The following is a 12,751-nucleotide window of genomic DNA, read 5'->3' as shown; positions in this document are numbered from 1 at the left end:
CAATGCCCGAACCCGCCGCCGCGACCCGCTACGAGCGGATCATGCTCGACCACTCCCGACACCCCGGCGACACGGCCGCCCTGTTCCGCGACGCCAGTCGGGCAGCGCGCGCCCTCGTTGCGGCAGCCAGCGAACACCAGCGGGTGATCCGGGATGTCGCGGCCGGTGTGGCGGCACCAGCGCTGGTCGGTGCCGTCGTGTGGATGCTGCGCGAAGCCGATCGACGCGGCCTGGCGCGGCTGCGGTTTCTGTCCCGCGACGGGCAGATCTTCTGCGAAATCACCCGACGCCTCGCACCTGTCCTCGGCGTGGATATCGAGGTGGAGTACGTCTACAGCAGCCGCCTGACCTGGAGCCTGGCCGCCAGCAACCCCACGCGGCTCGACGAGGAGGCGTGGCTGTTCAACAGCTTCATGAAATCCAACGCCGTCGATCTGTGCGCGCGGCTGGGCCTTCGGCTCGACGACTACACACCGATGCTGGTCGCTGCCGGGGTGTCGCTGGATCCCGACGCCCGCGCCGATCAGCCTCGGCAAGCCGACGCCATGCGACGGTTCCTCCGCACACCCCAGATCCGGGATGTCGTCGGCGATCGCATCACCGAAACTCGCAGCCTGCTCGTCGATTACGCCACCGACCGCCTTCTCATCGACCCACGAACCGGGTTGGTGGATGCCGGATGGACCGGTCGCATGATCGACTCCCTGCTGCGCGCCTGCCACACCACCAGACCACAACGGCCGCATGTGCTGCTGTGGGGCTACGAGCCGCGTGCGGTCGACCCCGCCAACCTCGACCGGGTCGCGGCGTATATGTACAACACCGCCACCGGCGACGGCCTGCACTGGCGGGTGCCCGACGCACCCTTTCTCGTCGAAACGTTCTGCATGGGCGACCACGGAATCGTCACCGGCTACCGCAAAACCCCAGCAGGACAGATCGAACCAGTACAGCAAACCCCCGACAATCCCGCGGCCCAGGCGTGGGGACTCCACACCTACCGAGCGACGCTGTACGCCTTCACCGAGCAGCTGACCAAGCTGCCGATCGAGGATCTGCGACCACTCATCTACGAACTCATGGCCGCGTTCTGGTGTCATCCCTCGTGGCGCGAAGCAGCCACATGGGGAGCGTATCCCTACGACAGCGACCCGGCGGGCACCGCAGTTCGCCCGCTGGCCAGGCCCTTCGACGAACAGGACCCGACGCGTGAGGACCGTGCCTGGATCTCCGGTGCGCTGGCGTTGAGTGCGCCTTCGGTGCGCGAGCGGTACCTGGCGCAGGTATCTGCTGGCGAAATGAGTGGAACTCCCGCCACAGACTGACCTATCTCGCAGGCAAACTGCCCGCTCACCTGCGCCTCTCGATTAGCCGACGGCGTGGGCGCGACACGTTCAGGTCCATTCGTCGTGGCTGCCGTACTGCTCGGACCAGCGGGCCAGGTCTGTGACGGCGATGGTGATGTCGCGGCGGGCGACGTCGGCGAGAGCTGCGCGTGTGTCCTCGAGGTGGGTGTAGGCGCTGGACTGGGACAGGAACTCCGGACAAGCGGTGATCGGGACCAGCCCGCACGTGCGCCAGTAGCGGGAAAGCCGTGCAGTCGCCAGCTGATCCGGCTGGCCAATCGGATCGGTGTGCTCGGCAACGGGTGTCAGCACGACCAAGCCGTCGTGGGAGGACAACATCCGATCGCTGATCTCGCTGATCATCCACGCGCCGAATCGATGTCCGCGCACTGGTGGCGCCAACTCTGCTGAGCCGGTCGACGCCCCCGCCGCAGCGCCACACCCATGCCGAACCCACCGAATCCCGATCCAACAGATCGGGGAAATCGGAAAGCGGTGTAGCGGTTGTTGTCCGTTCGCCTATAGCGGTCGATCTGGCCGGTCACTGGTTCACCACCTGATGAAACAGAGTCTCCCCTGGTAGAGACGCGACAATCGCGGGCAGGTCGATGAGCGTATCCAGGTCCAGTGGTGCGCCGGGTTCGGACAGGTTCACACCGCAGCGGCGGTAGAACGCGGCCAGTCCGGCAGAGCTGCTGTCGAATTGGCCGTACACGATGCGTGCTCCGGCATTGCGGGCGGTGGTCATCGCGTGACGCAGCAACGCGGTGCCGATGCCGAGCCGCTGGTAGTCGGGCTGGACTGCGAGTGCGTGGATTTTGATCGTCGTCAGCGCGGCTTGCAGGGTCACCGCGGGACCGAGGGCCGCGATCTGCGCGCACAGGAAGAACGAGGGGCCAGCGGACAGGCCGCCGACCGGGCGGCCATGGGCGAGCGCGACCAGCGCCATCGTTCGCGCGGCCAGCACCGTCGGCACGCTGCCTGGCGTGCTGGTGGCGTTCTGAACCGACACTGCGTAGCTGCGTGAGAGCCCGGTGGAGAGGATCCCCGCATCGCTGACATCGACAAGGTTGCGTCCGGCTCGGCGTGCTTGCGGCACACCGGCCAGGCGATGCCATCGAGTGAACTCGCGTAGCTCGGCGCGGCTGCTGGCAGGGCGGATCTGAACGGTCAGTCCGGCGGATCGGGGGGCGGGTTGCATAGCTGTCTCCAAAGTCTTTTTTGGGGGTGCGGATGGTCTTGGAGTCGTGGTGTGAGGCGTCGAATGCCGTTGGGCAAGTGGTTATTGCGGCTGCCACGTCCGGTGGCCATCGGGGTGGATGGTGACTCGGCCGAGTTGGACGTCGGCGAAGTGCAGGCCGAAGCCGAGGACGCCAGGCCTGGTGAGATCGTCGATCAGTCGGTGACAGGTGGCGACGGATTCGCCCGGGTCGTCATCCATGGCACCGGTGAGCTCGGGGTGGGTGATCTGCAGCGGGGTTTGCATGGCGTCGCCGAACACGATCAGCCGGTGCCCGGGTGAGGTGATGGTGTAGGCGAGGTGTCCAAGGCTGTGACCGGGTGTGGCCACGGCGTGGACGCCGGGGAAGATTTCCTGCCCGTCGGCGACGGTGCGGACTTGCGCGGCGAACACGTCGATCATCTCCGGACTGGCGCCGTCGGCGACAGCGAGGTCACGCTGTTCCCATTCGGTGTCCCCGACCAGGACCGGGATATCGGCGAACGGGCTGCTCGAGGTTCCGGGCGAGGATTGCCAGAGCCAGCCGATGTGGTCGAGATGTAAGTGGGTGAGGGCGACGAGTTCGATATCGGTGAGGCTCTTGCCTGTTGCGGCGAGGCTGTCGAGCAGTCGCCCACCGCGCAGCAGCCCGAATGGTGTCGGGACGGCCAGCGGCCCGACTCCGGCGTCGATGAGCAGGGCGCGGTTGCCGTATTCGACCAGCAGCGCACCGACGCTGGCGACCAGGTAGCCGTCGGCGTTGATCAAGTGAGGGTGCTCGGCCCACATCTGGTTGTTGGAGCCGGGCAGCCAGGCTTGGGGTTCGAGCAGCGCGACACCGTCGGGCAGGTAGGTGATGCGGTGGTCGCCGAGCTGGTGGCGGTGAGCGGCGGCGGGCCGGGTGTAGTGGTCGAAGCTGAGGGTCATGAATCGGTCTCCTGATCTCGAGGGCGGAATGCTGGGCGGTCGGCGCCGGATAGTGAGTCGGTGACCTACCCATCGGCGGATCTTCGGCCGGGGCGAATCTCGACGGCCGGGCGGGCGGGTCATGGCGGCAGCGTGCGGGTCGACGCGGTCTTCGCGTGCTGTGGGGCGGTGTCGGCAGTGCCTCCGGTGTCAGGTGCGCGCATGGGGTCCTCACGGGCGAAAATCGAGGCGGACAACACGTTCGGATCCGGATCGGCTAGGGATCAGGCCCTGCCTCGGGGTACGCCTCGACTCCTGTGAACTCGCTGTCGCGGACGTGGGTGCCGGTGTCCCAGCGATGGGTCGCCGCATCGGGCATCGCGGCGGTGACCGCTGTGCCGATCGCGGCTCCTGCCTCGGATTGATCGGTGCTTGCGGTGTCGAGGGCGTGGCGGGCGTGGTCGAGCAGGACGCTCGGTGTCGGGGTTGTCTCGCTCTCGGCGTCGCTGCTGTTGGCGGCGCGGTTGGTGCGGCGCAGGCTTTTCAGTGAGCGCCGCACACCATCGGCGATGGCCGGTGTGGTGTAGGTGCGCCACTGTGCGTCGAGGTCATCGAGGCGGTAGTGCCGGTAGCGTTCGACGTTCGTGTCCACATCACCGACGGCAGCCTCGAATGCGTGGGCGCGGTCGGTGCGGCTCATGCGGATCGAGGTGGCGGTGGCGGTGGCGCGGGTCCAGAGCGCTTGCATGTTTCGCCGGAGTTGCTGCGCCGCAACGGGGTCGGGCTCACCGGCGATCCCGCCTGTGGCGAGCAGGTGCTCGCGGACGACGGTGATCGCGGCCATGTCGGCCAACTGGCGGATGTCGTCGAGGACCCGTTGGGCGCTTCGGCGGCCCGCCACCGGCCGCAGTGTCGGGAGCAGGTGGTCGTCGGTCCATGCCTGGCCGGTGTGCCCGAGGCGGCGAGCGAGATCGACCCAGCTCGCCGGCATACCGCTGGCGCGGGCGTGGATTTCGGTCAGGTCGCGGTCCCGGTCGATCGCGGCGATCTGCGCGAGAACCTGCGTGCTGGGCGTGGCGTTGGGGTCTGCGGTGTCGTTGGTCTGGCGCAGGCGGGTGGCCTCGGCGGCCAGTTGGTGGACCCGGCGCAGCAGCGTCGCGTATTCGGGCGCGATATCCCGGACGCGTAGTCCCGGTCGCGGCCCGGTCATGTGTCGATCCCGTCGATGGGCGACAGAAATTCCGGCGGGCGGAGGTCGAGGTCGGCGGCGGTGTCGTAGCTCGAGTCGTCGACGGTCGGTGCGTCGCTGAATTCCGCTGGACCGAGCAGGGGATCGATGTCAGGGCTGCTGGTGAGGTTCGCGGCGCTGATCGCGGTGTCGATGTCGGCACCAGTGGCGGCGGACCGGAACAGCGGCTGCGGGAGGGTGAGCGCGGCACTGATGCCGGGTGCCAGGTCCTCGTGGTCGGGTAGGGCCGCCGCGGTGTCGATCGTGATACCGGCAGCGGCCAAGGCTGTAGCTTGCAGGGCGTAGGCGCTGCTGTCGGTGTGTGCGACCGCTTGCCAGCGCTGCACCAGCCGCTCGGCGGGAACGCCATCGAGGGTGGTGTGCCCGGCCTGCACCCAATCAGATGTGGTGCCCCACAACTGCTGGCCCTGCTCGGCGGTGAGTCCCAGCAGGTTCGCCACCCCCGCGGTCCGAGTCCGCAGGGCCCGCAGATTGCGGTCGAAGTCGGTGGCGACGCCGGTTTCGGTGGCCGGGTTGATCTGGCGGTAGGCCGCGTCCAGGGCGGTCCACTCGCGTAGCCGCTGCACGTCCGCGTCGAGGCCCCCCAGTATCCGGTCCCAGTCGCGTGGTTCGGGGGCGCGCAGGTACAGGTCGGCGCGCCAGTGGATGCCGCGGGCGCCGCGTTCACCGACGTGATCGATCCACGCGCGGGGCACCCCACCGGCGTGGGCGGCGGTGGTCAGTTCCTCGCGCAGGATCGCGCGGCGGTGGAAGTCCTCATACCAGGACTGCGGCGGGCGTTGACCGGTCCGCTGCTGGCGCTCGGTGGCGGTGGCCACCATCCGGTTCAGGAACAGGGTCTGGTTCTGCAGCGACTTCAGCACCTTCACCTGCGCGCGTGTCGGCGCCCTCATGACCCGGGTCCTTCCACCGTCCCGTTGGCGAGGGCTCGGAAGTCGGGCCCGAACCCGAGTCGTTCGATCGGGGTTTTCGCGCCGGGGGCGCCGAACCAGGCAGCCGGGATCGGTGCCGCGGGCAGGCCGGGGGTGTCGATGTGCTGATCGGGAGTGCAGCGGTGCAGGGGTCCGTTGGCGGCGTCGAGGATGTGGCGCAGGTGCGGGTCGATGTGCCGGGTGAACAGGCTGCTCATCGCGGTCTTGTCCTCGGCGCGGCGGGCGGCTTCGAACACCTTGTGCAGCCCGGCGAAGCGGACGGTCACGCCGTGGTGGGCCCACCATTGGCGGCACCAGGTGTATTGGCCTTCACGGTTGTTGCCCGCGATCCGCACCGCGGTGACCGGCAACAACCACTCCTGCACGAAATCGCTGTAATGGGCGAACCGCGGCGGCGGCCCCTTCTGCTCCCCCTCCGTGCCCGCTGCCCCGGATGCGGCACCGGCTGGCTGGGAGGCGGATGTGAACCAGCCGACCGGGACCGGATCGAATGACAGTGACGGCGTGGCGACGTGGACGGTGCGGGTGCAGCGATGCAGGGGCCCGTTGGCGGCGTCGAGGATGGTTTTGACGTGGGCGTCGACGTGGGAGAGCACGAAGGTGCTGAAACCGTTTCCGGTGCGAGCGCGGCGTTGCGCTTCGAACGCGGCATGCAAATGCGCGATCCGCACCGCGACCGGGCGATGCGCCCACCACTTGCTGCACCAGGTGTAGGTGTTCTCCCGGTTGGCTTCGGCCAGCCGCACCGTGATGAACGGCAATAGCCACCGCTCGGCGAATTCGGTGAAGTGGGGGTAGCTCGGCGGCATCGGCGGCTTCTTGCCCGCCGTACTCGGCGCGGTCACGACTGCTTACCACCCGCCGGGCCGTGGTCGACGTCGCTGGCGGGCAGCGCGATCTGGTTGGCGGCTTTCTCGAACCGCGCCAGGGACTTCCGGATCAGTGGCGCGTATCCGGTGTGCTGCCACCAGATTTTGCGAACCACCACCGGCCCGTGGTTCGGGAGACGGACCAGCGCCCGGTCTTTCGGCAGTGCGGCCAGCAGGGCGACATCGAGGATGGATTCCGCGCGCCAGGACAGGGTCCGGTTGACTCCTTGGGCGCCGCGGCTGCGGGAGCGGTCGGCCACATCGTGCGGACCGGTCATCGCCGACCAATGCTCCAAATAGTCCGTCGCGGCGATGCCGCCGCCGTAGACCTCGATACTTTGGGCGCGCATCGTCGCGAGTCCGTTGACGCCCCACAGGTCTTCGCCCTGCTCGAGAACCTGCAAGATCGTCATCAACACGATTCCGCAACCTCCGGCGTAGGTGTAATACGACGGCAGTTCCGAGATCCGTGCGCAGTTCGCGGCCTCATCCAGCACAGCCAGCATCGGCACCGCTAGCCGGCCGTCCGGGCGGGCGCGCGCCGCGTCGAGCGCGGCTTCCAGGATCTGCCCGACCAACGCCGACGTCAGTGGGGTCGCGCCGTCGGGTCCGGCCATCGACAGCGCATACAGCGTGTCGCTGGAGGTCACGAAGTCGGCGGGTTCGAACTGCGGAAGATCATGCGTGCGGTCTTGTTTGGTCTTGCCGATGACGACACCGGTCTTGCGAGTCTTGGCGTCGGTTTCCTCGCGCACCGCCAACAGGACACGCTGGGGTGGGGTGATCATGCGGGCGTAGCCCTCATCGGAGAGCACGTTCAAAAACCGCCGCGCCATGTCGTAGAGACCATCGCGCTGGCGCGCATACAGCCCTTGGGATTCGAGGATGCGGTCGGCGGAACGATGGTGGCCGTAGTGGCGCAGGATCAGCGCCGGGGTCTGGTCCTGATCTTTGCCGAGCCATTCAGCAACATGCAGCAGATCCCCGCCCGCGCAGGCCGCGGCATACAGATACAAGCTCAACAGTTCTTGCGCGCCTCCGTCGAAATAGCTGTCCACCTTCGCGTTTGCCGACTGGGACGCAGATCCGGAGGCGGCGGAGACGAAGAACCCGGCCAGCTTGCGGGCGGCAGGCAAGGTGGTGACCTGGGTGAGGAGGTTGACCCAGAACCCGCACTCCACCCGGCCGGTCACTGCTTGCAAGTCACACAACCAGATCCGGCCACGCTGCTCGCGCCCGTAGACGGTGTGCCGGTACAAATCGGGCTTGTTCGAGGTGGCCAGGCACGGCCCCCACGCCGACAACACCGCCGGGATCGCCCAGGCCATGGTTTTGCCGGTGCGGGTTCCGGCGGCGATTGTCACCCCGAGTTCGGCGGGCACGAACAGCTCCACGCCACCGATCACCGTCTTTCCGAGTGGTGGCCCTGTGAGGGCTTGGATCTTCGGGTCGGCGTCGCGCAGCAGCCGCCGATTAGCGGTCATGTTGTCGCGGGTACGGGCCATCCGGATCTGGGCTGGGCGTTGCATGGTGCGCGCGGCGGCGTCGATCTCGCTGCCCGCGGACAACGTTCGCCAGCACGCGACCACGAGCGCGACTCCGGCGGCAGTGAACGCGACGGCCAGGACGCTGGCCTGCCAGGGCCAGGGGTGCTGGCCGGCGACGACTTCGAGTAGCGCGGTTACCGGGTGGCGGGTGACCGGCAGTCCGGCCCACCAGCTGCCCAGGCTCAACGCCGCCCACAGTGACAGCGCGAAGGCCATCAACGCCAGAAACGCCAGCAGCAGTGTGGTTTCCTCGCCCAGACCACGTGTGGTGCGGCGGCGGGTTTCTCTGGTCGAGATCATGATCAACCCCTTTCGGGGATAGTGGGAAAGGTTGGAGAGGCGGGTTTTCACCGCGACATGTCGGCGTCGAGGTCCAGGCCCGGCGCTGGCGCCGCGTGGGGTTCCTCACCGCCGTCGGTGGGGCTCCAGTCGCCGACGTCGGCCTCGGGCAGGGCGGCGCCGATGGCCTCGTCGATCTCGGCACCGCCGGGAGCTGTGCTCGGTTCCCCTGCGGCCATCTCGCCGAGCGGTGGCGGCAGGTCCAGCCCCTGGTACGCGGTCGCGGCGGGCCCGCCCGTGCTGGGCGCCTGCGGGTTGCCGGGTTGTTGATGCCAGTAGCTGCCGTCGCGTCCGGCGTGGTAGACGGCTTCGATGTCGGCGGCCGGTACCCCTGCCAGGGCGGCGGCGATGCGGGCGGCGCGGGCGGCGGCCAACAGGGATTCCAGCCGTGCGATGTGGGCTTGGCCCTGTTCGGGTGAGCCGGGCCACGCCTCCGCCAAACGGGTGTGTTCGGCGGTGGAGTCCTGCAACTGCCGCAACGCCGCGTTCTGCCGTGCGGCGCGTTCGTCACGACCGGTATCGAGGTCACCGGCTGCTTCCTCGGCGTCGAGCAGCTGATCGGTTTCGGCGATGATCGCATCGACCTCGGCCAAGCTCGCCGGTCCCGGGGCGCGCCCGCCGAGGGCCCGGTCGAGCAGGCTGGCGCGGTCGGCTTCCTGCCCACGGGCGCGGTCGGGTGGTCTCCAGCGGGCGCCGTCCTGTTCGGAGCCGCTGACGACGGGTTCAGCGTGACCGGTGATTTCGGCGGCTTGGCGGAGGTTGCGCTCCACGACTGGGTCGAGGTCGAGGTCTCCGTCGGCTTTGGCTTGGGTGATGCGGTCGTAGGCGGCGCGGGTGGATTCTGGGCGGGCCTCCCATCCGGCGACCGCGGCTTGCAGTTGTGCCCATAAGGTGCGGTGCTCGGGGGATTCGTGGCGGCCCCATCGTGCGGCCAGCGCATCGGCTTGGGCGGTGAATTCCCGCTGCTGGGCGGGTGTTTCGCCGTGCGGCGCGATCTCCCGCAGCTGGTAGTAGCGGGTGAAATCGGCCCGGAGTTCGGCTTCGGCGCTGGTGGCGGCGTCGCGGTAGTAGGCGGGGTCGGTGGTTCCGTGTCGCGGATCGGGCCAGCTCATTGCTGAACCCGCCGATCACAGTGACGATGGCGCCGCGGTCGGTGGCGTCGCGGGAAAACGGAATCGGGTGTGGTGTCGGACATCGTCGGTCTCCGGTGAGGGAAGGCGGCTGCCGCGTGCCGTTATGCGATGGCTGGTGCGGCGGTGTTCGGATGTCCCCTGGCAGTGCGGTTTCGGCGCCCCCGGTCAGTACCCGTGACCGGTGCGTCGACATGAGCGCGTGAACGAATTCGTCAACTGAGATCAGTGGTCGGTGGCGTGGTCCTTTCCCTGGAGGCTGTTAATACGGGTCGGTGCCCAGGTCGGTCCGCGACTGTGGGTCGCCGAATTGGCCGGGGTGGTCGGGTTCGCTGTCCCAGGCGTGCTCGCCGTCGGGGAGGGCGGCGTCGACGGCGTCGGTGATGGCGGCCGCGGCGGCGGGATCTGTTGCGTCGGCGTGATCCAGGGCGGCGTCGATGAACTGCGCGCGCAGCGAGGCTGCGGCTGTGTCGATCATCTGTTGCGGTGTCGGCGGGGTGACCTCGGCGCCAGCGATGGGGGTGCCGGTATCGGGGTCGGTGGGAATGTAGGGCGGTACCACGAGCTCGCCGCTGGTTTTCGCGTAGGAGTTCCATTCGTTGACCAGCGCCACTTCGTCGTAGGTTTCCAGATGGATCGCATGCCCGCGCCGTTCGCCTTCCGCGCTCGCCCCCCACAGCACGTCGGCTTCGTGCGCGGTGATGTGCGCGGCGTGCGCCAGGGCGGTGACGCGTTCGTAGCGCAACTGCATGTTGCGCGCGAACTGCGCGGCCGCTTCGGGATTGGTGCCGAAGCTCCACCGTCCGGTGGCGATACGGTCGGCGCGGGCTGCGGAGATAGCGGCCATCCGTTCCAGATGCCACAAATCCAGGTGCAGCATGTCCACGTAGAAATCCTGGGCAGCGTTATCCCGCGACGGGTTCTGCCGGACCCCGGCATCCACGCGCGGACGGGTGCTGCGAATGCCGATCTCACGAGCGTCCTCGATCCACGCCGGTTCGATCCCCGCCGTCAATGCGGTTTGTTCGGCCTGCTCACGTTGGGCCTCGAGCCCATCCAAATGCGTTTGCCACGCCCGCCGAGAATCGCTGTCGCCGCTGAGGGCCTCGAAGTTGTCCCACCCGGCGTCGAAGATGCGGGTGTGCTCGGCGGCCAGCAGCCGGATGCGCATCAGCAGCTGGGATTGCCACTGCACCACCGTCTGCGGGGTAGAGAATTCCGATTCCGGAGTCGTCATCGTCTACGCGCCCTTACAGCTCGTGACCGGTCGACGCGCCGGGTTCGGGCGGGCGGGCATCGGGTTCGATGGCCGCTTCGCTCCCCCATGCCGCGCTAAGATCCGGCGGCAGCGCGGCGTCGACCGCTTCGCCGATGTCGGCGTCCGCGCACACCTCAGCAGGTGTGGTGGTCGTGAGAGCTTCGGTGGCGCGGTCGATGAGCAGGTGCGGGGTCGGTGGCGCTGCACCCGGTTCCTGCGGCGTCACCCGGTCGGCGGCGAGGGCGTCGATGCTGCGACGGACGTCGTGTTCGATACCGGGCCAGGCGTAGGTTCGCCAGCGTTCGTGCAGGGCGGCGTCGCCGTAGCGGTGGACAGTCGCCGCCACCAGCTGCCGCCAACCGGCCTGGTCTCGGTCCCACAACTCGGCGCGCTCGTCGCCGGTCAGGCCGATGACGTGGGCGGTTTCGTTCGCCCGTGCCCACAGCGCCGCCATGTTCCGGTCGAACTGCTCGACCGCTACCGTGTCGGGCGGGAAGCGGTCACCGATGCCCCGGAGCCGGTGTTCGACGCTGATCGCGGCCATGTGCTCGAGCTGCCACACATCATTGGCGATGCCTTCGACCAGGTGGGCGCGCACTGGATCCTCCCGGGTGCGAATCGTGCGCGGCCCGTGCCCGCTGTCGCCCCACCGCAGTCCGCGGCCCCCGTCCACGCGTGCCTGATCGATCGCTGCCCGCGGCACACCGACTGCGACGGCGTGGATCTCGATTTCGTGACGGGCAGCAGCGAGGGCGTGCAGCTGAGTGCGCCACGATTGCATCCGGATGTCCCCGCCACCGTCGCGCGGCTCGTAGTTCGGGTGGCCAGCAAACAGCAACCGAGCGTGGTCGACGGAGGCGGCTTGGATGCGTTCGAGCAGCCGCAGCTTCCAGCTGGGTAGAGAATCCAACCCCGGTATCGGTTCACTCATGTCTTTGTGCCTCTCTCCTGGAAGGATTGGTGTTCAGTCGTTTCGGATGACGTGCAGCGACCACATCTGCGGACACAGCCGTCATGGCTCGTGCCCGTGGTCGACGTCACGGCATGCGGTGGTGGGCTCTGGTGCGGTCATGCCCTCGGCTGGCCCGACAGCGGTGGACGGGTCGCCGGTCAGGCCAGCGGCCTCGATGGCGGCGTTGATCCCGGCGGCTTCGGATGCGCGAGCAGGTTCGGTGAGCAGGGGCAGCACCGGGCTGCGCTCATCGGCGGCGGTGAGAGCGCCGACCACGAGTTCGACCATGCGGTCCGGGGACACCGGCATCTGCGCGGCGATATCGTCGTGGGCGATCCCGGCGGCTTGCAGCACGATCACCGGCATCGCGACAGCGGTGAAGTCCGAGCCCGCGACCTCATTCCACCGCGCTGCCAGCTGGCCGGCACTGTGATCACGGAACTGCTCGGCCACCGCGGTCGACCAATGCTGGTGACCGCGCTGCCACACCTGGTGGCGTTCTTCGACGGTCAACGACAGCGCGTGGGCGACCGCGCCCAGACGCTGCCAGGTCATCCCCATCACCCGCCGAAACCGCACCACCTGATCGCTACCCGCCTCTTCATGGCGGCTGGAGGCGGCGGCGACACCGGCCATGTCCTGCAAGTGATGGACGTCGCGGCCCAGTGCCGCGATCAATGCGCCGCGCTCGACCTGTCTGGATCCGAGCATCACCTGCCCTGGCTGCCACGGGTTGCCGCGTTCTCCGGCGGCGCGGGAGTAGTCGATCCACGCCTTGGGCACTCCGACCGCCAGCCCCACTTCCTCGAGTTGTTCGCGAGACCGGTCGCTGATGTCCAAGTGCGCCAGTACTTCTGGCGGTGGGTTGGTGTGACCGGCGTGGCGGACGCGCTGAAGAGCCTGGTGGTTGTCGTAGGCGAGGTTCTGGACGGCTTTGAGCAGGTGCGCCTGCAGCGGGGTCGGCGTGGCCATTTCACCGACTCCCGCCCTCTGCAGACGGCACC

The 12,751-nt window shown here is 68.5% G+C and carries 12 protein-coding genes; 1 reads left to right on the top strand and 11 read right to left on the bottom strand.

The window, feature by feature from the left end; translation table 11 throughout:
- Positions 1-2: 2 nt before the first annotated feature.
- Positions 3-1,325, top strand: a complete 1,323-nt coding sequence (locus tag IU450_RS28300; protein ID WP_195152783.1) for a hypothetical protein — start codon at positions 3-5, stop codon at positions 1,323-1,325.
- 69 nt (positions 1,326-1,394) lie between these two features.
- Here IU450_RS28300 and IU450_RS28295 read toward each other — a convergent pair whose 3' ends face one another.
- The 11 genes from IU450_RS28295 to IU450_RS28245 all read right to left on the bottom strand — a co-directional run bounded on the left by IU450_RS28295 (position 1,395) and on the right by IU450_RS28245 (position 12,719).
- The gene (locus tag IU450_RS28295; RefSeq protein ID WP_195152782.1) at positions 1,395-1,736 is read right to left on the bottom strand and encodes a hypothetical protein; all 342 of its coding nucleotides are present in this window, start codon (positions 1,734-1,736) and stop codon (positions 1,395-1,397) included.
- Between the two features lie 151 nt (positions 1,737-1,887).
- Positions 1,888-2,547: a GNAT family N-acetyltransferase gene (locus tag IU450_RS28290; protein ID WP_195152781.1), complete on the bottom strand. Its 660-nt coding sequence runs from the start codon at positions 2,545-2,547 to the stop codon at positions 1,888-1,890.
- A gap of 81 nt (positions 2,548-2,628) precedes the next feature.
- Positions 2,629-3,492, bottom strand: coding sequence for an MBL fold metallo-hydrolase (locus IU450_RS28285; protein WP_195152780.1), 864 nt, complete (start codon positions 3,490-3,492; stop codon positions 2,629-2,631).
- A 256-nt stretch (positions 3,493-3,748) separates the two neighbouring features.
- Positions 3,749-4,681, bottom strand: a complete 933-nt coding sequence (locus tag IU450_RS28280) for a hypothetical protein (RefSeq protein ID WP_195152779.1) — start codon at positions 4,679-4,681, stop codon at positions 3,749-3,751.
- The gene (locus IU450_RS28275) at positions 4,678-5,613 is read right to left on the bottom strand and encodes a hypothetical protein (protein WP_195152778.1); all 936 of its coding nucleotides are present in this window, start codon (positions 5,611-5,613) and stop codon (positions 4,678-4,680) included. Before IU450_RS28275 ends, IU450_RS28280 begins: the two co-directional genes overlap by 4 nt.
- Positions 5,610-6,497: a DUF4913 domain-containing protein gene (locus IU450_RS28270; RefSeq protein ID WP_195152777.1), complete on the bottom strand. Its 888-nt coding sequence runs from the start codon at positions 6,495-6,497 to the stop codon at positions 5,610-5,612. Before IU450_RS28270 ends, IU450_RS28275 begins: the two co-directional genes overlap by 4 nt.
- Entirely contained in the window at positions 6,494-8,368 is a 1,875-nt protein-coding gene (locus IU450_RS28265; RefSeq protein WP_195152776.1) for a type IV secretory system conjugative DNA transfer family protein, read from the bottom strand. Before IU450_RS28265 ends, IU450_RS28270 begins: the two co-directional genes overlap by 4 nt.
- 47 nt (positions 8,369-8,415) lie before the next feature.
- The gene (locus IU450_RS28260; protein ID WP_195152775.1) at positions 8,416-9,519 is read right to left on the bottom strand and encodes a hypothetical protein; all 1,104 of its coding nucleotides are present in this window, start codon (positions 9,517-9,519) and stop codon (positions 8,416-8,418) included.
- 280 nt (positions 9,520-9,799) lie between these two features.
- Complete coding sequence (locus IU450_RS28255; protein WP_195152774.1) at positions 9,800-10,774, bottom strand: hypothetical protein; 975 nt, start codon at positions 10,772-10,774, stop codon at positions 9,800-9,802.
- A 13-nt stretch (positions 10,775-10,787) separates the two neighbouring features.
- Positions 10,788-11,726, bottom strand: a complete 939-nt coding sequence (locus tag IU450_RS28250) for a hypothetical protein (RefSeq protein ID WP_195152773.1) — start codon at positions 11,724-11,726, stop codon at positions 10,788-10,790.
- An 81-nt stretch (positions 11,727-11,807) separates the two neighbouring features.
- Positions 11,808-12,719 carry a hypothetical protein gene (locus tag IU450_RS28245; RefSeq protein ID WP_195152772.1) on the bottom strand — a complete coding sequence of 304 codons (912 nt, stop codon included), beginning with the start codon at positions 12,717-12,719 and terminating at the stop codon, positions 11,808-11,810.
- Positions 12,720-12,751: the final 32 nt, after the last annotated feature.

It is taken from the genome of Nocardia abscessus (assembly GCF_015477775.1).
In the GTDB taxonomy this organism is placed as follows: domain Bacteria; phylum Actinomycetota; class Actinomycetes; order Mycobacteriales; family Mycobacteriaceae; genus Nocardia; species Nocardia abscessus_A.
Note: the sequence above shows the minus strand (reverse complement) of the source record. Positions and strands in the feature narration are given on the sequence as shown.